Source organism: Mesorhizobium sp. SARCC-RB16n (assembly GCF_008520305.1).
In the GTDB taxonomy this organism is placed as follows: Bacteria; Pseudomonadota; Alphaproteobacteria; order Rhizobiales; family Rhizobiaceae; genus Mesorhizobium.
The window spans coordinates 35,166-59,515 of sequence record NZ_ML703266.1; the positions used below are offsets into that span (position 1 = coordinate 35,166).

Below are 24,350 nucleotides of genomic sequence, written 5' to 3' on the forward strand. Positions count from 1 at the left end.
ACGGAAATCGCGGCCTCCTTGTGTCAACGCCGTGCAGAGGCGCTTTCGTCCCGAGAAGGCATGCCGGCATCGACAACTGGCGGGCGCGATTGCCAGTAACAATTCCTCCAATTCGATCGTACTTGAGTGAGTGGAGCAGCGGAGGCCAGTGCGATTGCCCAAACAGCGACCGGTTGCCACACATTGGTGATTGGCGCACAGGGCAGCGCGTCGCTATATCGGCGCTGGAACAGTCGGAGCTTTAGAATGGCATTGGACATCGGCTATGTCAGCGCGGTCGGAGCAGGGGCTATCTCGTTCCTGTCGCCATGCGTGCTGCCGCTGGTGCCGCCCTATCTCTGCTACATGGCCGGCGTTTCGGTCGACGATTTCCGCGGCAATGCGGGTGCGACGGCCAAGGAAGGTGCACGCGGCGCGTTGCTTTATTCCTCGATCGCCTTCGTGCTCGGTTTCTCGACCGTTTTTGTCGCGCTCGGTGCCGGCGCCTCGACCATCGGCCGGCTGCTGCGTGTTTGGCAGGAGCCGCTCGCGATGGGCGCCGGCGTGCTGATCATCCTGATGGGCCTGAATTTTCTGGGCATCCTGCGCATCCCGCTGTTGTCGCGCGAGGCGCGCTTCCAGTCGCAGGGCAAGCCGGCCAGCGCCGTCGCCGCCTATGTCATGGGGCTTGCCTTCGCCTTCGGCTGGACGCCCTGCATCGGCCCCGTGCTCGGCCCGATCCTGACGCTGGCTGGCGGCCGCGAGACCGTGGGCGAAGGCGCCCTGCTGCTTGCCGCCTATTCGCTCGGTCTCGGCATCCCGTTCCTGATCGCCGCGCTGTTTTCCGGCGCCTTCATGCGCTTCCTCGGCAAATTCCGCGTCCATCTCGGCCGCGTCGAAAAGGCGATCGGCGCGCTGCTGGTGGTCGCCGGGGTGTTCTTCCTCACCGGCGGCGTGCAGACGGTATCCTACTGGCTGTTGGAAAACTTCCCGGTGCTTGGGCGGCTGGGGTAGGCCTACTGATTAAAAGTCAGTTGCTCTTCCCTCTGCCATCTCACCGGAATTTAACCGCATTGGTGCAGCATGGCGCCACTGCTATCCTGTCTTGATTCCCAACCCTTTTCATATGGTTGCCTTCCATGAGCCAGAGAACCTGCCTGTCCGTCATCCTCGCCGCTGGCGAAGGCACACGCATGAAGAGCGCACTGCCGAAGGTGCTGCACCACATTGCCGGGCTGCCGATGGTCGCCCATGTGGTGAAGGCCGCCGAAGCCGCCGGCGCCAGCGGCCAGGCGTTGGTGATCGGGCATGGCGCCGACGAGATGCGCAAGGCGGCGACGAAGTTCGCGCCGAAGGCCGAGACCTTCGTGCAGGAAAAGCGCTTGGGAACGGCACATGCTGTCTTGGCTGCTCGCGAAGCGATATCAAAGGGTTATGACGATGTGCTGGTGATGTTCGGCGACACGCCGCTGATCGACGCGGATGCGCTGATGGCAGCGCGGTTCAGGCTCGCGGAAGGTGCGGCTGTCGTGGTCATCGGCTTCCGTCCGCCCAATTCGACCGGCTATGGCCGGCTGATCGAAAAAGGCGGCAAGCTGACCGCCATCCGGGAGGAAAAGGACTGCAGCGCAGAGGAACGGAAGATTGGTTTCTGCAATGCCGGCATGATGGCGGTGGCCGGCGCGCATGCGCTGAAGCTGCTTGACGCCGTCGGCAACAAGAATGCCAAGGGCGAGTACTATCTAACGGACATTGTCGAGATCGCCAGAGCCCAGGGCCTCGATGTGGTTGCCACCGAAGCCAGCTTCGAAAGCGCGCTCGGCATCAACAATCGCATCGACCTGGCGCAGGCCGAGGCCATCTGGCAGGCACGCCGTCGGCACGAGGCCATGTTGTCGGGCGTGACGCTGATCGCGCCGGAAACCGTGTATTTTTCGTACGACACCGAGATCGGCGCCGACACCATCGTCGAGCCGAATGTCTGGTTTGGTCCTGGCGTGAAAATCGCCGGCGGCGCCAAGATCCACGCCTTCAGCCACATCGAGGGCGCCGCCATCGCGTCCAATTGCGATGTCGGGCCATTCGCGCGGCTGCGGCCAGGTGCCGATCTCAGGAACAAGGCCAAGGTCGGCAATTTCTGCGAGGTCAAGCAGGCCGTTATCGAGGATGGCGCCAAGGTCAACCACCTGACCTATATCGGCGACGCGCGCGTTGGCGCCGGGGCCAACATTGGAGCGGGCACCATCACCTGCAACTATGACGGCTACTCAAAGTTCTTCACCGACATCGGCGAGGGCGCCTTCATCGGCTCCAATTCGTCGCTCGTGGCACCAATCACCATAGGCAATCGCGGCTATATCGCCTCGGGCAGTGTCATCACCGAAAGCGTACCCGACGATGCGCTGGCCTTCGGCCGGGCTCGCCAGAAGACGATCCCCGGCAAGGGGAAGGAGCTGCGCGAACGGCTTGCTTCCGCGGCGGCGGCAAAGAAGAAAGCTGGTGGCGCTGACCATTAGGGGTCAGCCTGCAGACTCCGTGTCTTTGCCGAAAGAAGCGGTCACCTCGATCTTCCCGATGATCGCCTTGTTGAAATCATTGAGGTCCTCGGCGGGAATCCAATATTCCAGATGAGCCTTGCTGCCTGCATGCTCGACCCGGTAGCGCTCAAGAAAGCTTTTTAGCACCTTGAATCGGGTCACGAAGCCAGCGCCGCTGGCCGGGACATTCCAGTCGCGGGCGATCTGCGTCGCATAGGCTTCGGTCAGAACCGGATAGAAGATCGGCTGGTCCGGCAAGCGCGGTGGGAATGCCCGCATGCCGGATGCCTCGATCAGTTCCAACTCCTTCGGCCCGACAGGACGCCAAAGTGTGACGGTGGCTTGGCTCATCATGGCCGGACATTAGCCAATTGTTGCGGAAAGAAGAACCAGCCGCCTGAAAACCGAACGATTGCAATAACCGGATTGCAAGAGCGGCCTGTCATGGTGCATGCCTGCAGAGGCGTCCGTACACGGGACGAAATGCAATGTGACTTTCGCGGCAGGCCGGCCACGCCTAAATAGCGCTGGTTTTCCACGGGCAATCGGGGACTGTCTGCATGTGCGGTATTGTTGGAATCATCGGCCACTCACAGGTTGCGCCGCTCATCGTCGACGCACTGAAGCGGCTCGAGTATCGCGGCTACGACTCGGCAGGCGTCGCCACCATCGAAAAGGGCGAGCTTGGCCGCCGCCGCGCCGAGGGCAAGCTGGTCAACCTCGAACGCCGGCTCAAGGATGAGCCGCTCGACGGCACGATCGGTATCGGCCATACGCGCTGGGCAACCCACGGCGTGCCCAACGAGACCAATGCGCACCCGCATTTTTCCGACGGCGTCGCCATCGTCCACAACGGCATCATCGAGAATTTCGCCGAACTGCGCGACGAGCTGATCCGCGACGGCTATTCGTTCTCGTCGCAGACCGACACCGAGGTCGTGGCACATCTGGTGGCGCGCGAACTCGTCAATGGGTTGAAGCCGGTCGAGGCCGCGCACAAGGCGCTGAAGCGGCTGGAAGGCGCCTTTGCGCTGGCCATCATGTTCAAGGGCGACGAGGACCTGATTGTCGGCGCCCGCAATGGTCCGCCACTGGCGGTTGGCCATGGCGATGGGGAGATGTTCCTGGGCTCCGACGCGATCGCGCTCGCTCCGTTCACCAATTCGATCACCTATCTCGAGGACGGCGACTGGGCGGTGGTGCGCCGCGACAGCGTCGCCATCTTCGACATCGACGGCAAAAAGGTCGACCGCAAGCGCCAGCAGTCGCTGTCGACCAGCTTCATGGTCGACAAGGGCAATCGGCGCCATTTCATGGAAAAGGAAATCCATGAGCAGCCCGAGGTGATCTCGCACACGCTGGCGCATTATGTCGATTTCGTCTCCGGCGTCTCCAAGCCGCTCGACCTGCCATTCGATTTCGCCAAGATCGGCCGCTTGGCCATCTCCGCCTGCGGCACTGCCTATCTCGCCGGCCTGATCGGCAAATACTGGTTCGAGCGCTATGCGCGGCTGCCGGTCGATATCGATGTCGCCTCGGAATTCCGCTACCGCGAGATGCCGCTGTCGGCGAGCGATGCCGCCTTCTTCATCTCGCAGTCGGGCGAGACCGCCGATACGCTGGCTTCGTTGCGCTACTGCCGCAAGGCCGGCATGAAGATCGGCGCCGTCGTCAATGTGCTGGAATCGACCATGGCGCGCGAATCCGATGTCGTGCTGCCGACGCTGGCGGGGCCTGAGATCGGCGTTGCGTCGACCAAGGCTTTCACCTGTCAGTTGTCTGTGCTCGCATCGCTTGCCGTGCGCGCCGGAGTGGCGCGCGGGGCGATCTCGAACGAGCAAGAGAAGATCCTGGTGCGAGCGCTTTCGGAAGCACCGCGCTATGCCAACCAGGTGCTGAAGCTCGAAGAGCAGATCGAGCGGGTCGCGCGCGAGATATCGCGCTACTCCGATGTGCTCTATCTCGGCCGCGACACCAATTTCCCGCTCGCCATGGAAGGCGCGCTGAAGCTCAAGGAAATCTCCTACATCCATGCCGAAGGCTATGCCGCGGGCGAACTGAAGCATGGGCCGATCGCGCTGATCGACGAGAACATGCCGGTGATCGTCATCGCGCCGCATGATCGCATCTTCGAGAAAACCGTGTCGAACATGCAGGAAGTGGCGGCTCGAGGCGGCAAGATCATCCTGATTACCGATGCCAGGGGCGCGGCACAGGTGAGCGTGAAGACGATGGAGACGATCGTGCTTCCGGATGTGCCGGAAATCATCTCGCCGATCATCTACGCGCTGCCGATCCAGATGCTCGCCTATTTCGCCGCCGTGTTCATGGGCACCGACGTCGACCAGCCGCGCAATCTGGCGAAATCGGTGACGGTGGAGTAGCTATCGGCAACTCCCAATTTGCCGTCGGCAAATTTTGTACCGATCGATGATACTTGCGCGCCACTCTGTATCAATATATGATACAACCAAGAGGGCGCCTCGTTGATCGTTTCGTTTAAAGGTAGGGCGGTCGAAGCGGTTGCCGAAGGGAAGGCGCCAAAAGGCTTTCCGCCGGATTTGGTTGCTCGTGGCGAACGTCGTCTTCGCGCGATTGCCAACGCTGCCCAACTGAATGACCTTCGGTCGCCGCCCGGAAATCATCTGGAAGCCCTGAAAGGGAGCCGCGTTGGGCAACATTCAATTCGTATCAACGACCAGTGGCGCATCTGCTTCAGATGGACGGCTGCTGGCGCTGAAGACGTGGAGATCGTCGATTACCATTGAACGGGCACTTGCCCTGAACCCTTGAGGACTCCTGAACTATGCTCAAGTTCGCACGTCCAGTTCATCCTGGAGAATTCCTGCGTGAAGAATATCTCGTCCCGCTCGGCATGAGTGCAGGCGCGCTGGCGAAAAAACTCAATCTTCCGCGCACCCGTATTGAACGCATTGCCAAGGAGGAGATCGGCTTGACACCCGACACGGCCCTTCGCCTCGCCAGGTTTTTCAACACCACGCCTGAATTCTGGATGAATTTTCAGCAAGCTTACGAGCTTGAGACCGAGGCGAAGAAGTTGGCGCCGGAACTTGAGAAGATCGCGCCGCTGGAAGCAGCCGCATAATAGGACCTTTAAAAACTTCTAAAAACTTCGCGGTTCCAAAGCGTCTTCCGGTTCACTAATGTCGCGCCGCAACCCGCGCCTCGGTGAACCATGTCTGACGCTCCGAAGACTTCCGGCATGACCCGGCTGAGGAACTATTTCCTCACGGGCTTCATCGTCTGCGCGCCGCTGGCGATCACCGCTTATATCGCCTGGTCCTTCATCGGCTGGGTCGATTCCTGGGTCAAACCCTACATCCCGGCACGCTACAGCCCCGATACCTATCTGCCGTTTCCGGTTCCGGGGTTCGGACTGATCGTCGCGCTGATCCTGATCACGCTGATCGGCTTCCTGACGGCTAACATCGTCGGCCGCGCCATCGTCGGCTTTGGCGAGCGCCTGCTTGGCCGCATGCCGCTGGTGCGCGGCATCTATGGCTCGCTGAAGCAGATTTTCGAGACAGTGCTGTCGAACAAGGGCGACATGTTCCGCCAGGTTGGGCTGGTCGAATATCCACGCAAGGGCGTGTGGTCGCTGGTGTTTGTCGCCAGTGAAAAGGAAACCGAGATCAACCAGAAGCTCGACCGGGACGGCGATCCGCTGATCGCCGTGTTCATGCCGTGCACGCCGAACCCGACGACCGGTTTCCTGATGTATGTTCTGAAGTCGGACATCGTGCTGCTCGACATGACGATAGAGGACGGCGCCAAGCTGATCGTGTCCGCCGGATTGGTGGCCCCCGAGGTGAAGACCAAATTGGTGACGCTGAATGGTGAGCCGATCAACGGGACGGTGGCCAATCCGCCGCTAGGATCTCATCCGGCGCGCAAGAGCCGCACCGCCTCGTCGCGGCCGAACAAGTAGAGCAAGAGGCGCAGGGCCTCGCCGCGATCCGATTGCAGTTCGGGGTCGCGCGCCAGGGTCAGTCTGGCGTCGTCGCGGGCGGCCTCCAGTAGGTCGGCATGCGCCTCGATGCGCGCCACCTGGAAACCCGGCGTGCCGGACTGGCGCGTGCCCAGCAACTCGCCTTCGCCGCGCAATTTCAGGTCCTCCTCGGCGATCAGGAAGCCGTCCTCGGTGTCACGCATCACCGACAGCCGGCGTTTGGCGGTTTCGCCAAGCGGATCCTTGTAGAGCAGCACGCAGGATGAGGGTTTGTCGCCGCGCCCGACCCGGCCGCGCAACTGGTGCAGTTGGGCGAGGCCGAAGCGCTCGGCATGCTCGATGACCATGATGGTGGCGTCAGGAACGTCGACGCCGACCTCGATGACCGTGGTGGCGATCAGGATGCGCGTCTCGCCTTGCTTGAAGGCGCGCATCGCCTCATCTTTCTCGGTGCCCTTCATGCGGCCATGAACAAGGCCGATGCGGTCGCCGAACAACGGCTTCAGCGAGGCGAAACGATCCTCGGCCGACATCAGTTTTATCTCTTCGGATTCCTCGACCAGCGGGCAAATCCAGTAGATCTTCTGGCCATCCGCAACGGCATCGAGCATGCGGCCGACCAATTCGTCGAGCCGTTCCAGCGGCAGCGTGACGGTGCGGATCGGTTGGCGGCCGGCCGGTTTTTCCGTCAGCTTCGATACGTCCATGTCGCCGAAGGCGGTCAGAACCAGCGTGCGCGGGATGGGGGTCGCGGTCATCACCAGCATGTCGGGCGCATCGCCCTTGGCGGTGATGGCAAGCCGCTGATGAACGCCGAAGCGATGCTGCTCATCGATGACGGCCAGGACCAGATCGTGGAAGCTGACCGTTTCCTGAAACAGCGCGTGGGTGCCGACAACGATATCGATCTCGCCGCTGGCGAGACCAGCCAGTGTTTCGGCTCGCTCGCGGCCCTTTTCGCGGCCGGTGAGGATGGAGACGCGCAGCCCGACCTGGGCGGCAAGTGGGGTGATCGTCGCCAGATGCTGGCGCGCCAGGATTTCGGTCGGCGCCATCAGCGCCGCCTGGCCGCCGGCCTCGACAGCGCGGGCCATCGCAAGCAGCGCCACCACCGTCTTGCCAGAGCCGACATCGCCTTGCAGCAGCCGCAGCATGCGTTCCGGATCGGCGAGATCGGCGTTGATTTCGGCGAGCGCGAATTCCTGCGAGGCAGTAAGCGAATAGGGCAGGGCTGTACGCAGTTTCTCGACGATGCTGCCATCGCCGACGAGAGGGCGGCCTGACAGGCGTCGCACCTTTGCCCGCACCAAGGCCAGCGAAACCTGGCCGGCGAGCAATTCATCATAGGCGAGGCGCCGCCATGCAGCCCCTTCGACCGCGACATCGATCGGATCGGTGGGATAATGGATGCGGGTCAGCGCGTCGCCGAAGGACGGGAAGCTCTGGCGGCGCATGAAGGCGCCATCCTGCCATTCAGGCAGTTCCGGCAAACGGCCGAGCGCCTGGCCGATTGCGCGGCGCAACACCTTGCCGGAGAGCCCCGCGGTCAGGGGATAGACCGGCTCGACCAGCGGCAGGTTCTCAGCCTCGCCGGCGAGTGCGATATGGTCGGGATGGACCATGGTCGGGCGTCCGTTGAACCATTCCATGCGGCCTGACACCACGACATGCTCGCCCACCGGCATTGCCTTTTCGAGATAGGCGGCATGGGCATGGAAGAAGGTCAGGCCGATTTCGCCGGTATCGTCATGGGCGTAGACCCTGTAGGGCACCGACCGGTTGCCGCGCGGCGGCGGCTGGTGGCGGTCGATGCGCAACTCGAGCGTCACGATGGCGCCTTCGGCCGCCAGTGCGATGCCAGGCCGGTTGCGGCGGTCGATGACTGTGTGCGGCAGCACGAACAAGAGATCGCAGGCGCGTGCGGCGCGATCGCCGAGGTCGGCCGCCACGACCTTCTCGATCAGCGCACCGACCTTCGGCCCGACGCCGGCAAGCGAGGTGATCGGGACAAACAGGGGATCGAGGATGGAAGGACGCATGATGTCAGCTTATGTCGCGACGGCCGCAGCGCAAGGCTGACACCGCCCACTATCCACGCTATATGCGCCGCTTGAAGCGAGGATGCGCACAATGACTGGAACGAAACGATCAAGCGAGGGGCTGGACGCGCACCGCCGCAAGCTGTTGTTCCGCTCCTGGCATCGCGGCATGCGCGAGATGGACCTCATCCTCGGCACCTTCGCCGATGCCGAGATCGGCACCTTGACCGCCGAGGAAATCGACCAATATGAGAGGCTCCTCGATATTGTCGACACAGAATTCCTGCCGCTGGTCACGGGCGAACGCCCGGTGCCGGCGGAGATCGACTGTGCCGTCCTGCAAAAAATCCTGGCGTCCCGCCGGACCATGACTTTCTGAACAAAAGCAATTCCAGGAAAAGTGCGAAGCGGTTTTCCGTCCGGAATTGCGATAGACAAGACCGTGATTTGATGGCTCTCATTCCTACCATTGGCTTGCCGAAGGGCCGCGCCGGCCAGTTCATCGTCGACGGTGTCGCCGACGGCTACGAGGCCTTCGCGCTGGTACAGACGGCGCTCGAGATCGCACCCGACAAGCCGGTTTTGTTCGTGGCTCGCGACGGCCAGCGCCTGCCTTCCATCATCGAGGCGCTGTCCTTCGTCGCGCCCGGCTTGCCTGTGCTGGAGCTGCCTGCCTGGGACTGCCTGCCATACGACCGTGTGTCGCCCGGTTCCGATGCCGCGGCCAAGCGGCTCGATGCGCTGACCGCCATGATCGCACTGGCGAAGAAACCGCACCGTGCCGTCATTCTCACCACCGCCAATGCGCTGGTGCAGCGCATCCCGCCCGCTGAGCTTGTCGAGGCGCAGACCTTCCACGCCAGGCCCGGCAACCAGATCGACATGAATGCGCTGATCGCGCGGCTGGAGACGTCGGGATTCGAGCGGGTACCGACCGTGCGCGGCATCGGCGAATTCGCGGTGCGCGGCGGCATTCTCGACCTCTTCGCACCCGGCTGGACCGAGGCGCTCAGGCTCGATTTCTTCGGCGACACGCTGGAATCGATCCGTGTCTTCGACGCCGCCACGCAGCGCACCACCGGCCAGCGCAAGTCGATGGCACTGCAGGCGATGAGCGAGGTGGCGCTGACGCCCGAAACCATCAGCCGCTTCCGCCGCGCCTATATCGAAGCCTTTGGCGCGCCATCGCGTGATGACGGGCTCTACGCGGCGGTCAGCGAGGGGCGGCGTTTCGCTGGCATGGAGCATTGGCTGCCGTTCTTCTATGAGCGGTTGGAGACGGTATTCGACTACCTGCCCGACGCACCTGTCGTTTTCGACCATCTAGCGCATGAGGCGCTTGCCGAACGCCATACGCTGATCCTCGACCACTACGAGGCGCGCAAAAAGCAGGCTGACGGGGCGCTCAGGGATGCGGTGCCCTACAAGCCGGTTGCGCCGGACCTGCTCTATCTCTCGCCGGAGAATCTCAAGGCTTCGCTTGGCCAACGCGAGGACATCGACTTTACCGTGTTCGATGCGCCCGATTTGGGGGGTAAGAAAGTCTTCCACGCCGGCTCGCGCCATGGCCGCAGCTTCGTCGAGGAGCGAGCCGATCCGAACGTCAATGTATTCGATGTCGTCGTCCGGCACATAGCCGACGAGCGCGCGGCGCGCCGCCGCGTCGTCATCGCCGGCTGGACCGAAGGCTCGCTCGACCGGCTTGGCCAGATCCTGGCCGAGCACCATCTCGGCAATCTCAAGCAGGTCGAGACGCTGGCGGAGGCTGAACAGCTCGAGCGGGGACAGGCCGCATTGGCGGTTTTGCCGCTGGAATCCGGCTTTGAGACCGAAAAGCTGGTTGTTGTCGCCGAACAGGACATTCTAGGCGACCGGCTGATCCGCCGCTCGAAGCGCAAGAAGCGTGCTTCCGATTTCATCGCCGAGGCCTCGGCTCTGTCGGCCGGTGACATTGTCGTCCATACCGACCATGGCATTGGCCGTTTTATCGGCCTGCGCACCATCGAAGCGGTCGGCGCGCCGCATGACTGCCTGGAAATCCACTATGCCGGCGACGACCGGCTGTTCCTGCCGGTGGAAAACATCGAGCTGCTGTCGCGCTACGGCTCTGACACAGCCGAGGCAACGCTGGACAAGCTTGGCGGCGGTGCCTGGCAGTCGCGCAAAGCCAAGCTGAAGCGGCGCCTGCTCGATATGGCCGGGCAACTGATCCGCATCGCCGCCGAGCGGCAGATGCGCGCCGCACCGGCGCTGGTGCCGGCCGAAGGCCTCTATGACGAGTTTGCCGCCCGCTTCCCTTACGAGGAAACCGACGACCAGCAGACGGCCATCGACTCGGTGCGTGATGACCTTGGCGCGGGCAAGCCGATGGACCGGCTGATTTGCGGCGATGTCGGCTTCGGCAAGACCGAAGTGGCGCTGCGCGCCGCCTTCATCGCAGCGATGGAAGGGTTTCAGGTCGCGGTGGTGGTACCCACGACACTGTTGTCGCGCCAGCACTTCAAGACATTCTCGCAGCGTTTCTCAGGGCTGCCGATCCGTGTCGCCCAGGCGTCGCGGCTGGTGGGCTCAAAGGAATTGGCCGAAACCAAGAAGGGCATCGCCGAAGGGCAGGTCGACATCGTGATCGGCACCCATGCTCTGCTCGGCTCCGCCATCTCGTTCAAGAACCTTGGCCTGCTGATCATCGACGAGGAGCAGCATTTTGGCGTCAAGCACAAGGAACGGCTGAAGGACCTGAAGACCGACGTACACGTGCTGACGCTGTCGGCGACGCCGATTCCGCGCACGCTGCAACTGGCGCTGACCGGCGTGCGCGAGCTGTCGCTAATCGCCACGCCGCCGGTCGACCGCATGGCGGTGCGCACCTTCATCTCGCCCTTCGACCCGCTGGTCATTCGCGAGACGCTGCTGCGCGAGCGCTACCGCGGCGGCCATTCCTTCTATGTGGTTCCGCGTATCAGCGATCTCGCTGAAATCCATGATTTCCTGAGAGAATCCGTGCCGGAGCTGAAAGTCGCGGTGGCGCATGGCCAGATGCCGCCGGGCGAACTCGACGACATCATGAACGCCTTCTACGACGGCCAGTATGACGTGCTTCTGTCGACCACCATCGTCGAATCCGGCCTCGACATCCCGACCGCCAACACGCTGATCATCCATCGCGCCGACATGTTCGGCCTGTCGCAGCTCTACCAGTTGCGCGGCCGCGTCGGACGCTCGAAGGTGCGCGCCTATGCGCTGTTCACCCTGCCGGCCAACCGAAAGCTGACCGACACGGCCGAGCGCCGGTTGAAGGTGCTGCAGTCGCTCGACACGCTGGGCGCCGGCTTCCAGCTCGCCAGCCATGACCTCGACATCAGGGGCGCCGGCAATCTTCTGGGTGAAGAACAGTCCGGGCACATCAAGGAGGTCGGATTCGAGCTCTACCAGCAGATGCTGGAGGAAGCGGTCGCCGAGGTGAAGGATTCCGGCGAGGTCCAGGATGGCGGCTGGTCGCCGCAGATCGCTGTCGGCACTGCGGTGATGATCCCGGAAGGCTACGTGCCGGACCTTCAGCTCAGGTTGGCGCTTTATCGCCGTCTCGGCGATCTCGAAACGACCGAGGAGATCGACGCCTTCGGCGCCGAGCTGATCGACCGTTTCGGGCCGCTGCCGGAAGAGGTGAAGCATCTCCTGAAGATCGTCTTCATCAAGGCGCTCTGCCGCAAGGCCAATGTCGAGAAGCTCGATGCCGGGCCGAAGGGCGTCGTCATCCATTTCCGCAAGCGCGAATTCCCCAACCCTGTCGGGCTGGTCAAGTATATCGGCGAGCAGGGTTCGCTGGCCAAGATCCGGGCCGACCATAGCGTGGTCTTCATCCGCGACTGGCCGACGGCGGAGAAGCGTCTGGCGGGCTCGGCTGTCGTCATGACGCAGCTGGCAAGGTTGGTGGAGAAGGCAGCCTGATCTCGCCTTCCGGGCCAGGCGGGAGGCGCCGGGCCATTCGCCAGCACCGAAATTCCGGTCTAGAATAGGAAATCGGCTTCGTGTATGGAGCCGCCACCCCATTTAGGGGCTGGAAATGGCGGGCAAGGGTGTTCGCCGGAAAGAGCGTTGGGTGCAGCGATGACGAAATGGTCGCCGAATTCATGGAGAGCAAAGCCGATCAAGCAGGTTCCCGCCTATCCGGACCTTGCCGCGCTGAAGAACACGGAAGCCCAACTCGCCACCTTTCCGCCGCTGGTCTTTGCCGGCGAGGCGCGCAAGCTGAAGAAGCAGTTGGCGGCCGTCGCTGCCGGTGAGGCCTTCCTGCTCCAGGGCGGCGATTGCGCCGAGAGTTTTGCCGAGCATGGCGCGGACAACATCCGCGACTTCTTCCGCGTCTTCCTGCAGATGTCGGTGGTGCTGACCTTCGCCGGTGCCCAACCGGTGGTGAAGGTTGGCCGCGTCGCCGGCCAGTTTGCCAAGCCGCGCTCGTCCGATAATGAGACCAAGGGCGAGGTGACGCTGCCGAGCTATCGCGGCGACATCATCAACGGCATCGAGTTCGACCAGAAGTCGCGCATTCCCGATCCTGCCCGCCAGGAAATGGCCTATCGCCAGTCGGCGGCTACGCTCAACCTTCTGCGCGCCTTTGCCCAGGGCGGCTATGCCAGCCTGGAGAATGTGCATCGCTGGATGCTCGGCTTCGTTTCCGACAGCCCGCAGGGCGAGAAGTATGAATCGCTTGCCAACCGCATCACCGAGACGATGGATTTCATGAAGGCCGTCGGCATCACCTCGGAAACCAACTATGCGTTGCGCGAAACCGACTTCTACACCAGCCATGAAGCGCTGCTGCTCGGCTACGAAGAGGCGTTGACCCGTGTCGATTCGACCTCCGGCGACTGGTACGCCACGTCGGGCCATATGATCTGGATCGGCGACCGCACGCGCCAGCCCGACCACGCGCACGTCGAATATTGCCGCGGCATCAAGAACCCGCTCGGCCTGAAATGCGGTCCGTCGCTGACGCCGGACGGTCTGCTGGAGCTGATCGATCTGTTGAACCCCGAGAACGAGCCGGGGCGGCTGACGCTGATCGCTCGCTTCGGTTCCGACAAGGTTGCCGACCATCTGCCGAAGCTGGTGCGCGCGGTGCAGAAGGAAGGCCGCAGCGTGGTCTGGTCGTCGGATCCGATGCACGGCAACACCATTGAAGCCGCCGGCTACAAGACGCGGCCCTTCGACCGCATCCTGAAAGAGGTGCAGACCTTCTTCGAGGTGCATCGCGCCGAAGGTACGCATCCCGGCGGCATCCATGTCGAGATGACTGGCAAGAACGTCACCGAATGCACCGGTGGCGCGCGTGCCATCACCGCCGAAGAGTTGCAGGACCGCTACCACACCCATTGCGACCCGCGCCTCAACGCCGACCAGGCGATCGAACTGGCGTTCCTGGTCTCGGACCTGTTGAAGAAGAGCCATCCGGTGCAGCACAAGCAGGTCGCGAACGGCTGACCAATCCCAATGGAGCGATAAACGGAGGCGCCTGAGAAATGCAGGCGCCTTTTTCGATCCGAGATGCTGCTGTCCAGGCGGTTTGTAATTTCAAACTTTACGGAAATGTATGCTGACGCGACCATTGCAAAACCAAGATTGAGGTGAAAGTCGTCGCCGACACCATCATATCGGACCGGGATTCGGCGAATGGCACTGGAAGACGCTACCCAAGAGCACCTTGAGAACGCCGAGCATGCCGAACATGCCGCGCATGAGGGCAATCCTTTTCTGACTACGGTCTCTGTAACCATAGCGGTGCTGGCGGTTCTCGCCGCGACGGTCGGCAGCTTTGAGTCGCTCGAAACCGCGGAGGCGATCAACGACAAGAGCGAAGCCGCCTACCTCCAGAACAAAGCCAGCGATCAGTGGAGTTTCTTCCAAGCCAAGAGCATCAAGAAGAACAGCTATGAGATCGCAGCGGCAATGGGTGGCTCCGCCACAGACCAATTCCAGGTCGCTGCGAAGCGTAATGAAGCCGATGGCGCGGAGATTCAGGCCAAAGCAACCGAATTTGAAAGGCAGGTCGATGAAAAGCTGCGCGACAGCGACCTGCGGGAACACCGTCATCATGTCCTGACGTTTGCGGTGACGCTGCTGCACATCTCGATCGCCGTCGCGACACTCTCCATCATTACCCGTGGCAAGCGCTGGCCTTGGATCGGCTCGCTGGCGCTGGGGGCCCTGGGTGTGATTTCGGCTGGCCTTGCCTATGCCTGACCAGGCCGGGACTCCGGGCTGGCATCACCATCCCTGTGGGAGGCGCGCATTGCCAGCGGTCGGCAATCCAAAGGGTAATCAGTCCTTCTTGTAGAGCAGCCAGCTCTTGCCGGCGCGCCCTGCCATGGCCGAATGCCTGGTGACGCGGTTGCGCCCGCTGACTTTCGAGCGATAGAGCGCCCGATCCGCCTTGGTGTAGAGGTCTTCGGGGCCTTCCGCCTCGGACGCCATGCAAATACCCATCGATACCGTCACGGTGCCGTAATTCATGCCGGTCTGGCTGCTGGTGAACGGCGTCTGCTCGATCAGGGCGCGAATGCGTTCCGCGATCTCATAGGTTGCGTCCTCGCTGGCACCCTCGATGATCAGCGCGAACTCCTCGCCGCCGGTGCGGGCAACGAACATGTCGCCGCGGATGCTGGTCTGGAATATCTCGGCGATGATCTGGATGATCTTGTCGCCGACAGGATGTCCGTAGCGGTCGTTGATATCCTTGAACCGATCGATGTCGACAAGGATCAGGGCATTGAACAGGATACCCTTGTTGCTGTTGTAGATCCTGGTGATTTCCTTGTCGAAGGCGCGGCGGTTCCAGATCTGGGTCAACGGATCCGTGTCGGCCAGCCGCTTGTATTCCTCGAGCTTCGACTTGACGCTCTCGAGTTCCGCCGTCTTGTCGCTGAGCGTCGAGGCGACCTGCCGTCCGTGATCGATCGTCGAATTGGTCGCGATGGTCATTGCGTTGGCGATCTTTTGCAGAAGATCCTGGGAGAGAAGGCTGCGGTTGCTCAGGCCGCTTGATGTCTCATCGAGGATTCTGCCGTATTTTTCGATGTGGCTGCGCTCGCTGCGCAGGAGCGACGCGACCTCTTCGAGCTCCCGGGCGATGATGTCTCTGGCATGCTCGACGATGCCGGGGCCATGATTATGGGCAAAGAAGGCGCGTCCGATCTGGTCCAGTTCGTCCTGCGTCGGCCGGTTGCTCAGCGATACAACGGCGAGGCTAAGCTCGCGGTTGGTGCCGCTCAACGCCTCATAGAAGATCTCGTAGTTGCGTGGCAGACCGAGCACGCCAAGCTGGCGCATGGTCGCGACAACGGTGGCTGCAATATCGGTGCTTCGTTCCGTCGGGGCTGCTGCCGGCTGCATGTCAGATTCACTCTTCCCCTCGGACCCCGACGCAAATTCGCGGGTCCATTGATCGCCGACCTGGGGAGCGTTACCCGTGCTCCAGAACATCTTGCGAAGACGCGCGTCCCCGCCCGCACCCTTCGCTTGAGATATCATAGTTGCGGCAGCGCTAAAGTTTCCTTAATTCGCACGCCTTCCACAGGTTTTCTCTACCTGTGGCTGTAAGCGCGTAAATTTTTGCACCGCCATCCCGGACAACACCGAGTTCGAGACCCTCGGCGTGCTGCTGCAAAACTCACTTTCGAATTCGTCACGCCAATCGACGTCGTATTTGCTTGCGTGTAACCACTGCAAAGCTGGAATCCTGACAAGGATGCTGGACGAGGTTTCTTCGAGGAGTGCCGAAATGAGCGACAACCACCAGGGATCGTGCCTGTGCGGAGCGGTCCGCTTCCGGACCAGTGGAGCGCTGCGTGGCGTTGTCTACTGCCATTGTTCGCAATGCCGGAAACAAAGCGGGCATTTCTATGCCGCGACCAATGTCGCCGATACCGACATCGTGATCGAGGGCGAGGAAAGCATTACCTGGTATGAAGCGTCTGCCTTCGCCAGGCGTGGCTTCTGCAACGCATGCGGGTCAGTGCTCTTCTGGAAAGCAATGGATCAGGACTATATTTCAGTGATGGCGGGATCGTTCGACAAGCCAACGGCGCTCAAGGGTGAATGTCATATCTTCGTCGGCGACAAGGGCGACTATTATTCGATAGACGACGGGCTGCCGCAGTTTGAAAAGTCGACACCATCCATACCGGTCGCTGACTGAAATTTGGACGATCAGCCTTATTCCATTGATCGGGGCATTGCTTTATCCCGGGCCGGTGATTCCGAGAGGGGCCTTGGCATGCAACGGCTGATCGATGCTTTTATCAATTCGGTGCGGGCATTTCGTAAGCTTGCAGTCAGCGAGAAGGCTTTCCAGCAGGAACTGATGCTGCTGGTGCTGGCCTTGCCCGCCGGCTGGTTCATTTCAGTGTCGTGGCGCGGCTACGCGCTGCTGATCGGCGCGGTGCTCCTGTTGATCATGGTCGAAGTGCTGAACACCGGCATCGAGGCGGCGTGCGACGCAATTTCTCGTGAATTCCACATCGACATCCAGCTCGCCAAGGATTGCGGCTCGCTGGCGGTGCTGATTTCGGTGGTAATTGCCGGCGGCGTGTGGGGCATCGCTCTCATCGAGCGCATAACGGGGGTGCCGATCTGAGACTTCGATCCCTATATGACAGTCACCAAAGGAGACCGTCATGGCAGGGTCCACGAATTCCTCGCTTCTCGAGCGCCTCGGCCTGCCAGACGACCTGCGCTGGCTGGCCGAAAAGTATCCTCGCGAGAACTGGCTGACTCACGCCAACGTCCACGGCGTAGCGAATATGTGGCTGCAACGGCATGACATGTTCCGCGAACTCGGTGGCATGCTGAGCGGCGGTATTGACGACTATCGTGAAGGCAGGCTGGCAGCCCCTGATTTCGCGCGCTGGTTCACGCCGCGCCTCAACCATTTTCTCGGGCATCTCGATGGTCACCACAATGTCGAGGATTACCAATATTTCCCGGTTTTCGCCAAGGCGGAGCCCCGTCTGAAACGCGGCTTCGACATTCTCGATGCCGATCACCACACGATCCACGATGGACTGGAGCGCAACGCCGAGGCGGCGAATGCCTTCATCCGTACACTTCAGGAGAGCGAGGACAAGCAGCGCCTCGCCGCCGATGCCTATGCCGCCGAAAACAGCAGGCTGATCGCCATGCTGACCCGACATCTCGCCGATGAGGAGGACCTGATCATCCCGCTCATTCTCGATCGGGGTGATCAGGTGCTCGGCATCGACTAACCGGTCAAAACTCCTTGGCGCGTTCCCTTTTGGCGATGTGACGGGCCATGAGCCAGGCAATGATGGCAACGGCCAGACCAATGCCTAGACCGATCAACAGCCGCTCGTGGTGTGCCAGTGCCTTGCCGATGAGCTGTTCTGCGCCCAGTCCGAAGAAGTAGCCGAGCGTGCTGAACAGCATCGCCCAGATCAGCGATGAGATGGCGTTGAGGATGACGAAGCGCGGCGCCGGGATGGTCGAAAGGCCGGCCGCGATCCCGCCGACCAGGCGCATGCCGTAGACATAGCGGTTCGACAGAACGAAGATGTTGGGATGGGTGTTGAGCAGGCGGTAGGCGCGGCGAAAGCCGGGCCGCCGGCGCAGTCTCACGACATGGCGACTATCGGCGAAACTCCTGCCGAGGATGAAGAAAAAGGTGTCGCCAGCGAAGGCGCCCAGCGCTGCCGCGACAAAGGCATGCCACAACACGAAAACATGCTGGTGGGCGAAGAAGCCACCCAGGATCGCGGCACTTTCGCCTTCGGCCACGCAGCCGAGAAAAACCGCCAACAACCCGTATTGTTCGATGAAATGGTGGATCGTCTCGGTCATGACGCCGACTGCTGTGACAGTCTTTCATCGATCCGCTTGACCATTTCCGCCAACCGCACGATCTCGTCGCGCATGCCGATGATCTCGCTGTGGCGCAGCTCGTCCAGTTTCTCATGCAACGCCATGATCTCGATCTCGGCCTTCAGATTGACCTCGTAATCGTGGGCGGCATCGATGCGGTCGCGCTCGGTCTGGCGGTTCTGCGCCATCATGATGACCGGCGCCTGCAAGGCGGCGACCATCGACAGCACAAGGTTGAGGAAGATGAAGGGGTAGGGGTCGAATGCAGCGCGCGACAGCAGCCAGACATTGCCTAGTGTCCACACGATCAGGAAGGCGATGAAGGTCAGGATGAAGGACCAGGAGCCGCCGATGCGGGCGATCGTATCGGCAAGGCGGTCGCCAAAGGTCTGGTGGAAGGCGACGGCCTTGTTGGTGTCCCTGGTGATAGTGGTATGCTCGATAGTGCTTTGCAGCACCCGGCTCTCCAACTGGCTCAGCCCATCCGGCTTTCGCTTCAGCCAACGGTTCGCCAGATCGTCGATCGTCTTGTTCATGGCCGTCTCCAAGAGCTTTGCTGCGCTAGACGTAGAGGCTGCCGGCCCGGGCGGGAAGTGCTAGATTGAGGCGAACCGAGGGGGACCGATGGCCGACTTCAAGAAAATTCGGGATCGCGCGGCAAATCGCAAGGGCGGTGAGGCGGAACTGACCTCCCTGTTGGGGCCGGTGCCCGACAATGCGGCGGTGGCAGGCATCACCGATGACCGTATCCTCTCGACGATAGCCGAGCGCGTGTTCGCCGCCGGCTTCGTCTGGCGGGTCATCGAGCAGAAATGGCCCGGATTCGAAGAGGCGTTCCTGCGCTTCGAGCCCAAGCGGCTGTTGTTCCAGCCTGACGATTTCTGGCACGACCTGGCTTCCGACCAGCGCATCGTGCGCAATCCGCAAAAGATCAAATCCGTTCGCGACAACGCCGCTTTCGTCGAACGCGTGTCCAGGGAACATGGCGGCTTCGGCAATTTTCTCGCCGAATGGCCCGCCGATGACCAGGTCGGGCTGATGGCCTATCTGGGCAAGCATGGCAGCCGGCTCGGCGGCAAAACCGGCCAGTATTTCCTGCGCTGGCTAGGTTGGGATGCTTTCATCATTTCGTCCGATATGACGGCCGCCCTTCGCGACGCGGGGCTCGACATCGCCGAAAATCCGACATCGAAGAAGGATCTCGACAAGATCCAGGCCCAGATCAACCGATGGGCTGATGAGACAGGCCTGCCGCGCCGGCACCTCTCGCGCATCCTGGCGATGTCGATCGGCGAAAACCACTCGCCGCAATCGTTGCGCGAGTACATGGGCGACGATTGACGGTCTGAATTGGTCCAAACGAACGCCATTGCGGGGCGAATTTTGCCGCGCTAAGTCAGCAGGCATGACCAACAAGCTCGACATACTGCGTATCGCCATTGCCCAGCTCAACCCGACTGTCGGTGACGTCGCCGGCAACCTCGCCAAGGCGCGCGAGGCGAGGGCGGATGCTGCCCGCCAGGGCGCCGATCTCGTGCTCTATACCGAGCTTTTCCTCGCAGGCTATCCGCCGGAGGATCTGGTGCTGAAGCCGGCCTTCCTCAGGGCATGCGAGCGGGCGGCCGAGGACTTCGCCAGGGATACCGCCGATGGCGGTCCGGGTGTCATCATCGGCACGCCGCTGAAGCGCAAGAGCGGCACGCACAATTCGATCGTCGTCGCCGATGGCGGCAAGATCATCGCCGAACGCTACAAGCTCGACCTGCCGAACTACGGCGAGTTCGACGAGAAGCGCGTCTTCCAGGCCGGGCCTGAGATCCAGGGGCCGGTCAATTTCCGTGGCGTGCGCATCGGCATACCGATCTGCGAGGACATCTGGGGCGAGGTCGGCATCTGCGAGACGCTGGCCGAAAGCGGCGCGGAAATCCTGCTGGTGCCGAACGGTTCGCCCTACTATCGCGCCAAGATCGACGTTCGCCACCAGGTCGTCATCAAGCAAGTCATCGAATGCGGCCTGCCGATCATCTATGCCAACCAGCTCGGCGGCCAAGACGAGCTCATCTTCGACGGCGCCTCCTTTGCCATCGGTGCCGACAAGACGCTCGCCTTCCAGATGAGCCAGTTCGAGGACGCGGTCGACGTCACCACCTGGAAGCGCGGGGATGACGGCTGGGTCTGTTCACAAGGGCCGATGTCGAAAATCCCCGAACGGGAAGAGGCCGACTATCGCGCCTGCATGCTGGGCTTGCGCGACTACGTCAACAAGAACGGCTTCAAGAATGTGGTGCTCGGCCTCTCCGGTGGCATCGATTCGGCGATCTGTGCTGCCCTTGCGGTCGACGCGTTGGGCGAGGAACGGCTGCGTGCCGTCATGATGCCATATCGCTACACCTCGAAGGACTCGCTCAAGGATGCCGAGGACTGCGCCCGTGCGCTCGGCTGCCGCTATGACATCGTGCCGATCTTCGAGCCGGTCGAAGGATTTTTGCACACGCTGACGCAGTTGTTCGAAGGCACCAAGGAAGGCATTACCGAGGAGAATTTGCAGAGCCGCGCGCGCGGCACTATCCTGATGGCGATCTCCAACAAATTCGGCTCGATGGTCGTCACGACAGGCAACAAGAGCGAGATGTCGGTCGGCTACGCCACGCTTTACGGCGACATGAACGGCGGCTTCAATCCCATAAAAGACCTGTACAAGATGCAGGTCTATGCGCTGTCGCGCTGGCGCAACAGCCATGTGCCGCCGGGCGCACTCGGGCCTTCAGGCGAGGTGATCCCGAAGAACATCATCGACAAAGCGCCGTCGGCGGAGTTGCGCGAGAACCAGACCGACCAGGATTCGCTGCCGCCCTATCCGGTGCTGGACGATATTCTGGAATGCCTGGTCGAGAACGAGATGGGCGTCGACGACATCGTCGCGCGCGGCCATGACCGGGCGACGGTGACGCGCATCGAGCACTTGCTCTATATCGCCGAATACAAGCGCCGGCAGGCGGCACCGGGTGTAAAGATCACCAGGAAGAATTTTGGCCGCGACCGCCGCTATCCCATCACCAACCGTTTCAGGGATCGTGGATAGGCGTCCTTTCGCCTGCTGAGCGAGGGTGCGCGATGCTGCGGCGAGTGTGCAATCATGCCCGACTGTGAAATCAGCTTCGACCTGTCACGCATCGATTTCCGCGCGACCTCCGACCTATTGATGGGGAGCTATTGGGGCGCTGGACGCAGCGATGCGTTTCATCGCCGGGCCTTTGCCAACTCGTTCTGCGCCGCCGCCTACATCGCTGGCAAGCAGGTCGGTTTCGGCCGGGCGATCACCGACCGTACGGTATTCGCCTATCTCGCCGACATCATCGTCTGGCCCGAACATCGCAGGCAAGGCATCGGCTTGCGGCTGGTGCGGGCACTCATCGACCATCCTGAACTCAGCACCGTCTCGCACTGGAGCCTGTCGACCAGTGACGCGCACCGGGTCTATGAAAAGCTGGGCTTCAAGGCATCGACGGATGGGCGATACATGCGCCTCGATCGTGCGCCGCCTGCCGGGTAACACCATGCGACGACGATAGGCACCAGTCGCGAATGTTGCAAAATCGCCTCATCGGCTGGTCCAGCACTGCTTTGGGCCATGGCTTGCCTTGGCGAACGATCGAAGCATCCCTATAACACCCTCTCCGCGATTCCCTTCAGGGAGGACCGAATGCCAGGATTTGACATCGTTATGCGAGGCCGCGAGGCCTAGGTCTGCGCCGGTGTTCCCAAGTATGGGAACCACACCGGACCCAGAAAAGGCATTTGCCGCTGCCGATCGCCGCCCATGGGCAGGCGACCGACCATAGCCGAACCTCCGCATTCACGGGCAATTTCGCCCGGGCGCGGTTTTTCAACTTTTGACCTTACTGGGATCGGGCTCGTTTGCGCCCGAATGACATCATGGCTCGTTTTAAGATCGATTTGCGCGCGAGCGCCTTTCGCAGCGTTCTTGGTTTCACGCTAACCCATTGGCGGCGTCAGCCCTGGCGGCTTTCGCTGATCATGGGCGGGTTCCTGCTGTCGACGCTGGCCGACGTGCTCACGCCGCTCTATTCCGGCCGGCTGGTCGATGCTGTCGCCAGCAGCGCCGGCGCGGACGCGATTGCCTGGAATGCCGCGATGACGGCATTCTTCATCCTGATGGCGCTGGCGCTCACGGGTGTCGTGCTGCGCAACCTTGCTTTCATGGCGATTGTCGAACTGACCCTGAAGATGATGGCCGACATCGCGGCGGATGCCTTCCACCGCGTCCAGCGCTTTTCCACCGACTGGCACGCCAACTCGTTTGCCGGCTCAACCGTGCGCAAGGTGACGCGCGGCATGTGGGCGCTCGACCTGCTCAACGACACCATCCTGATCGCGCTGCTGCCGTCGGTCGTCATGCTCGCCGGCTCGACGCTGCTGCTCGGCTGGTTCTGGCCGCTGATGGGCGCGGTGGTCGCAGCCGGCTCCGTGCTGTTCATCATGGTGACGGCGATGCTGTCGCTCGGTTATGTCGCGCCGGCGGCAAGGCTCGCGAACACCTGGGACACGCGCCTCGGTGGTTCGCTGGCCGACGCGGTGAGCTGCAACGCCGTGGTCAAGGGCTTTGGCGCCGAGCAGCGCGAGGAGCGCCGCCTCGCCAGGGTGGTTGCCAAATGGCGTGCGCGCACGCGACGCACCTGGGTGCGCGGCACCATCAACGGCACCACGCAAGGAGCGCTGCTGCTGGTCATGCGGGCGGCGGTGATCGGCCTGGCGCTGATGCTGTGGTCGTGGGGGCAGGCGAGCGCCGGCGATGTCGCTTTCGTGCTGACCTCGTTCTTCGTGCTGCAAGGCTATTTGCGCGATATCGGCACGCATATCCGCAATTTGCAGCGTTCGATCAACGACATGGAGGAACTGGTCGATTTCCAGTCCGAACCGCTCGGCATCGAAGATCGGCCCGGCGCCGGACCGATTGCCATCACGCAAGGCCACATCGCCTTCGACAACGTCACCTTCCACTACGGCAATCACCGGTCGCCGCTCTACCGCGACTTTTCGGTCGACATCGCGCCGGGCGAACGTGTCGGGCTCGTCGGTCACTCGGGCTCGGGCAAGACCACCTTCGTCAAGCTCATCCAGCGGCTCTATGACGTGAATGCGGGAAGGATCGTGATCGACGGCCAGGATATCTCGAAGGTTGCGCAGGCGTCGCTGCGCGGCCAGATCGCTATCGTCCAGCAGGAACCGATCCTGTTCCACCGTTCGCTGGCCGAAAACATCGCCTATAGCAGGCCAAACGCCAGCCAAGAGGAGATCGAGCATGCCGCCAGGCTGGCGAGCGCGCACGACTTCATCGCCAACCTGCCGAAAGGCTACGGAACGCTGGTCGGTGAGCGTGGCGTGAAACTGTCGGGCGGCGAGCGTCAGCGTGTGGCGATCGCCCGCGCTTTTCTGGCCGATGCGCGCATCCTGATCCTGGACGAGGCGACGTCGAGCCTCGATTCGGAATCCGAGGTGCTGATCCAGCAGGCGATGGAACGACTGATGGTCGGCCGCACGACGCTGGTCATCGCGCACCGGCTTTCGACGGTGAGGGCGCTAGACAGGCTGCTGGTCTTCGATCGCGGCAAGATCGTCGAGGAAGGCTCGCATGACGAGTTGATCCGGCTGAGGGGCGGCATCTACCGCCGCCTGTTCGAGCGCCAGGCGCTGGAGCTGACCAAGGGCCTCGTCGACTGACTGAGATGGCCTCCGGCTTCGGCGGGAGGCCATTTCCATCACGCGCCGCGAGACGTCCGAAGCCCCTATCATTCGGCGTATGCTGGCCGAGCAATTCGGCTGTGAAGTCCTTTTCCCGAAATCGAGTTTGCGACGTCTGTTTACGTTACCGACCGAGATTTGTTGTCTCTACTTTTGGTTGTTATATGCTGGGAAAAGCAACCCAAGCGG

The 24,350-nt window shown here is 62.1% G+C and carries 22 protein-coding genes; 17 read left to right on the top strand and 5 right to left on the bottom strand.

Annotated elements, in window-relative coordinates:
- Window positions 1–246: 246 nt before the first annotated feature.
- Window positions 247–993 carry a cytochrome c biogenesis CcdA family protein gene (locus tag C7I87_RS13505; RefSeq protein WP_149904692.1) on the top strand — a complete coding sequence of 249 codons (747 nt, stop codon included), beginning with the start codon at window positions 247–249 and terminating at the stop codon, window positions 991–993.
- Between the two features lie 125 nt (window positions 994–1,118).
- Complete coding sequence (gene glmU, locus C7I87_RS13510; protein ID WP_149904693.1) at window positions 1,119–2,495, top strand: bifunctional UDP-N-acetylglucosamine diphosphorylase/glucosamine-1-phosphate N-acetyltransferase GlmU; 1,377 nt, start codon at window positions 1,119–1,121, stop codon at window positions 2,493–2,495.
- Between the two features lie 3 nt (window positions 2,496–2,498).
- Here glmU and C7I87_RS13515 read toward each other — a convergent pair whose 3' ends face one another.
- Entirely contained in the window at window positions 2,499–2,870 is a 372-nt protein-coding gene (locus tag C7I87_RS13515) for an ADP-ribosylation/crystallin J1 (RefSeq protein WP_373424691.1), read from the bottom strand.
- A gap of 206 nt (window positions 2,871–3,076) precedes the next feature.
- On the opposite strand from C7I87_RS13515, the gene glmS reads away from it, so the two are divergent.
- The 4 genes from glmS (at window position 3,077) to C7I87_RS13535 (ending at window position 6,465) form a co-directional block, all read left to right on the top strand.
- Window positions 3,077–4,900: a glutamine--fructose-6-phosphate transaminase (isomerizing) gene (glmS, locus tag C7I87_RS13520; protein ID WP_149904694.1), complete on the top strand. Its 1,824-nt coding sequence runs from the start codon at window positions 3,077–3,079 to the stop codon at window positions 4,898–4,900.
- A gap of 102 nt (window positions 4,901–5,002) precedes the next feature.
- Complete coding sequence (locus C7I87_RS13525) at window positions 5,003–5,284, top strand: type II toxin-antitoxin system RelE/ParE family toxin (RefSeq protein ID WP_149904695.1); 282 nt, start codon at window positions 5,003–5,005, stop codon at window positions 5,282–5,284.
- Window positions 5,285–5,322: 38 nt separating this feature from the next.
- On the top strand, window positions 5,323–5,622 hold the full coding sequence (locus C7I87_RS13530; protein ID WP_135915815.1) for a HigA family addiction module antitoxin: 300 nt from the start codon (window positions 5,323–5,325) through the stop codon (window positions 5,620–5,622).
- Between the two features lie 90 nt (window positions 5,623–5,712).
- Complete coding sequence (locus C7I87_RS13535; RefSeq protein ID WP_149904696.1) at window positions 5,713–6,465, top strand: DUF502 domain-containing protein; 753 nt, start codon at window positions 5,713–5,715, stop codon at window positions 6,463–6,465.
- Here C7I87_RS13535 and recG read toward each other — a convergent pair.
- A complete protein-coding gene (gene recG, locus C7I87_RS13540; protein WP_149904697.1) occupies window positions 6,417–8,525 on the bottom strand; it encodes an ATP-dependent DNA helicase RecG in 2,109 nt (702 codons plus the stop codon). The two genes, C7I87_RS13535 and recG, sit on opposite strands and share 49 nt — an antisense overlap.
- A gap of 91 nt (window positions 8,526–8,616) precedes the next feature.
- On the opposite strand from recG, the gene C7I87_RS13545 reads away from it, so the two are divergent.
- The 4 genes from C7I87_RS13545 (at window position 8,617) to C7I87_RS13560 (ending at window position 14,765) form a co-directional block, all read left to right on the top strand.
- Window positions 8,617–8,904: a succinate dehydrogenase assembly factor 2 gene (locus C7I87_RS13545; protein WP_023783257.1), complete on the top strand. Its 288-nt coding sequence runs from the start codon at window positions 8,617–8,619 to the stop codon at window positions 8,902–8,904.
- 71 nt (window positions 8,905–8,975) lie between these two features.
- On the top strand, window positions 8,976–12,473 hold the full coding sequence (mfd, locus tag C7I87_RS13550; RefSeq protein ID WP_149904698.1) for a transcription-repair coupling factor: 3,498 nt from the start codon (window positions 8,976–8,978) through the stop codon (window positions 12,471–12,473).
- Between the two features lie 159 nt (window positions 12,474–12,632).
- Window positions 12,633–14,006, top strand: coding sequence for a class II 3-deoxy-7-phosphoheptulonate synthase (locus C7I87_RS13555; RefSeq protein ID WP_149904699.1), 1,374 nt, complete (start codon window positions 12,633–12,635; stop codon window positions 14,004–14,006).
- A gap of 189 nt (window positions 14,007–14,195) precedes the next feature.
- Window positions 14,196–14,765, top strand: coding sequence for a DUF4337 domain-containing protein (locus C7I87_RS13560; RefSeq protein ID WP_246696269.1), 570 nt, complete (start codon window positions 14,196–14,198; stop codon window positions 14,763–14,765).
- A gap of 78 nt (window positions 14,766–14,843) precedes the next feature.
- On the opposite strand, the gene C7I87_RS13565 is transcribed toward C7I87_RS13560, so the two are convergent.
- Window positions 14,844–15,914 (bottom strand): GGDEF domain-containing protein, encoded by a 1,071-nt coding sequence (locus tag C7I87_RS13565; RefSeq protein WP_149904700.1) that lies wholly within the window; start codon window positions 15,912–15,914, stop codon window positions 14,844–14,846.
- 388 nt (window positions 15,915–16,302) lie between these two features.
- On the opposite strand from C7I87_RS13565, the gene C7I87_RS13570 reads away from it, so the two are divergent.
- From C7I87_RS13570 to C7I87_RS13580, 3 genes are all read left to right on the top strand, one after another.
- Window positions 16,303–16,719, top strand: coding sequence for a GFA family protein (locus C7I87_RS13570; protein WP_149904701.1), 417 nt, complete (start codon window positions 16,303–16,305; stop codon window positions 16,717–16,719).
- 78 nt (window positions 16,720–16,797) lie between these two features.
- Entirely contained in the window at window positions 16,798–17,157 is a 360-nt protein-coding gene (locus C7I87_RS13575; RefSeq protein WP_149904914.1) for a diacylglycerol kinase, read from the top strand.
- Window positions 17,158–17,197: 40 nt separating this feature from the next.
- Entirely contained in the window at window positions 17,198–17,785 is a 588-nt protein-coding gene (locus tag C7I87_RS13580) for a hemerythrin domain-containing protein (protein ID WP_149904702.1), read from the top strand.
- A gap of 4 nt (window positions 17,786–17,789) precedes the next feature.
- Here C7I87_RS13580 and C7I87_RS13585 read toward each other — a convergent pair whose 3' ends face one another.
- Together C7I87_RS13585 and C7I87_RS13590 are read right to left on the bottom strand one after the other, a co-directional pair.
- Window positions 17,790–18,377 (bottom strand): DedA family protein, encoded by a 588-nt coding sequence (locus C7I87_RS13585; protein ID WP_149904703.1) that lies wholly within the window; start codon window positions 18,375–18,377, stop codon window positions 17,790–17,792.
- On the bottom strand, window positions 18,374–18,934 hold the full coding sequence (locus C7I87_RS13590) for a DUF1003 domain-containing protein (RefSeq protein ID WP_149904704.1): 561 nt from the start codon (window positions 18,932–18,934) through the stop codon (window positions 18,374–18,376). Before C7I87_RS13590 ends, C7I87_RS13585 begins: the two co-directional genes overlap by 4 nt.
- An 88-nt stretch (window positions 18,935–19,022) precedes the next feature.
- On the opposite strand from C7I87_RS13590, the gene C7I87_RS13595 reads away from it, so the two are divergent.
- From C7I87_RS13595 to C7I87_RS13610, 4 genes are all read left to right on the top strand, one after another.
- Complete coding sequence (locus tag C7I87_RS13595) at window positions 19,023–19,739, top strand: DNA-3-methyladenine glycosylase I (RefSeq protein WP_149904705.1); 717 nt, start codon at window positions 19,023–19,025, stop codon at window positions 19,737–19,739.
- A 64-nt stretch (window positions 19,740–19,803) separates the two neighbouring features.
- Window positions 19,804–21,480, top strand: a complete 1,677-nt coding sequence (locus tag C7I87_RS13600; protein ID WP_149904706.1) for an NAD+ synthase — start codon at window positions 19,804–19,806, stop codon at window positions 21,478–21,480.
- Window positions 21,481–21,534: 54 nt separating this feature from the next.
- Window positions 21,535–21,951: a GNAT family N-acetyltransferase gene (locus tag C7I87_RS13605; protein ID WP_149904707.1), complete on the top strand. Its 417-nt coding sequence runs from the start codon at window positions 21,535–21,537 to the stop codon at window positions 21,949–21,951.
- 383 nt (window positions 21,952–22,334) lie between these two features.
- The gene (locus tag C7I87_RS13610; RefSeq protein ID WP_149904708.1) at window positions 22,335–24,140 is read left to right on the top strand and encodes an ABC transporter ATP-binding protein; all 1,806 of its coding nucleotides are present in this window, start codon (window positions 22,335–22,337) and stop codon (window positions 24,138–24,140) included.
- Window positions 24,141–24,350 lie beyond the last annotated feature (210 nt).

What these genes read in the sequence shown, in the direction of transcription:
- C7I87_RS13505 (WP_149904692.1), top strand. Translation starts at nt 247, where the DNA reads ATGGCATTGGACATCGGCTATGTCAGCGCGGTCGGAGCAGGGGCTATC.
- glmU (WP_149904693.1), top strand. Translation starts at nt 1,119, where the DNA reads ATGAGCCAGAGAACCTGCCTGTCCGTCATCCTCGCCGCTGGCGAAGGC.
- C7I87_RS13515 (WP_373424691.1), bottom strand. Translation starts at nt 2,870, where the DNA reads ATGATGAGCCAAGCCACCGTCACACTTTGGCGTCCTGTCGGGCCGAAG.
- glmS (WP_149904694.1), top strand. Translation starts at nt 3,077, where the DNA reads ATGTGCGGTATTGTTGGAATCATCGGCCACTCACAGGTTGCGCCGCTC.
- C7I87_RS13530 (WP_135915815.1), top strand. Translation starts at nt 5,323, where the DNA reads ATGCTCAAGTTCGCACGTCCAGTTCATCCTGGAGAATTCCTGCGTGAA.
- C7I87_RS13535 (WP_149904696.1), top strand. Translation starts at nt 5,713, where the DNA reads ATGTCTGACGCTCCGAAGACTTCCGGCATGACCCGGCTGAGGAACTAT.
- recG (WP_149904697.1), bottom strand. Translation starts at nt 8,525, where the DNA reads ATGCGTCCTTCCATCCTCGATCCCCTGTTTGTCCCGATCACCTCGCTT.
- C7I87_RS13545 (WP_023783257.1), top strand. Translation starts at nt 8,617, where the DNA reads ATGACTGGAACGAAACGATCAAGCGAGGGGCTGGACGCGCACCGCCGC.
- mfd (WP_149904698.1), top strand. Translation starts at nt 8,976, where the DNA reads ATGGCTCTCATTCCTACCATTGGCTTGCCGAAGGGCCGCGCCGGCCAG.
- C7I87_RS13555 (WP_149904699.1), top strand. Translation starts at nt 12,633, where the DNA reads ATGACGAAATGGTCGCCGAATTCATGGAGAGCAAAGCCGATCAAGCAG.
- C7I87_RS13560 (WP_246696269.1), top strand. Translation starts at nt 14,196, where the DNA reads ATGGCACTGGAAGACGCTACCCAAGAGCACCTTGAGAACGCCGAGCAT.
- C7I87_RS13565 (WP_149904700.1), bottom strand. Translation starts at nt 15,914, where the DNA reads ATGCAGCCGGCAGCAGCCCCGACGGAACGAAGCACCGATATTGCAGCC.
- C7I87_RS13570 (WP_149904701.1), top strand. Translation starts at nt 16,303, where the DNA reads ATGAGCGACAACCACCAGGGATCGTGCCTGTGCGGAGCGGTCCGCTTC.
- C7I87_RS13575 (WP_149904914.1), top strand. Translation starts at nt 16,798, where the DNA reads ATGCAACGGCTGATCGATGCTTTTATCAATTCGGTGCGGGCATTTCGT.
- C7I87_RS13580 (WP_149904702.1), top strand. Translation starts at nt 17,198, where the DNA reads ATGGCAGGGTCCACGAATTCCTCGCTTCTCGAGCGCCTCGGCCTGCCA.
- C7I87_RS13585 (WP_149904703.1), bottom strand. Translation starts at nt 18,377, where the DNA reads ATGACCGAGACGATCCACCATTTCATCGAACAATACGGGTTGTTGGCG.
- C7I87_RS13590 (WP_149904704.1), bottom strand. Translation starts at nt 18,934, where the DNA reads ATGAACAAGACGATCGACGATCTGGCGAACCGTTGGCTGAAGCGAAAG.
- C7I87_RS13595 (WP_149904705.1), top strand. Translation starts at nt 19,023, where the DNA reads ATGGCCGACTTCAAGAAAATTCGGGATCGCGCGGCAAATCGCAAGGGC.
- C7I87_RS13600 (WP_149904706.1), top strand. Translation starts at nt 19,804, where the DNA reads ATGACCAACAAGCTCGACATACTGCGTATCGCCATTGCCCAGCTCAAC.
- C7I87_RS13605 (WP_149904707.1), top strand. Translation starts at nt 21,535, where the DNA reads ATGCCCGACTGTGAAATCAGCTTCGACCTGTCACGCATCGATTTCCGC.
- C7I87_RS13610 (WP_149904708.1), top strand. Translation starts at nt 22,335, where the DNA reads ATGGCTCGTTTTAAGATCGATTTGCGCGCGAGCGCCTTTCGCAGCGTT.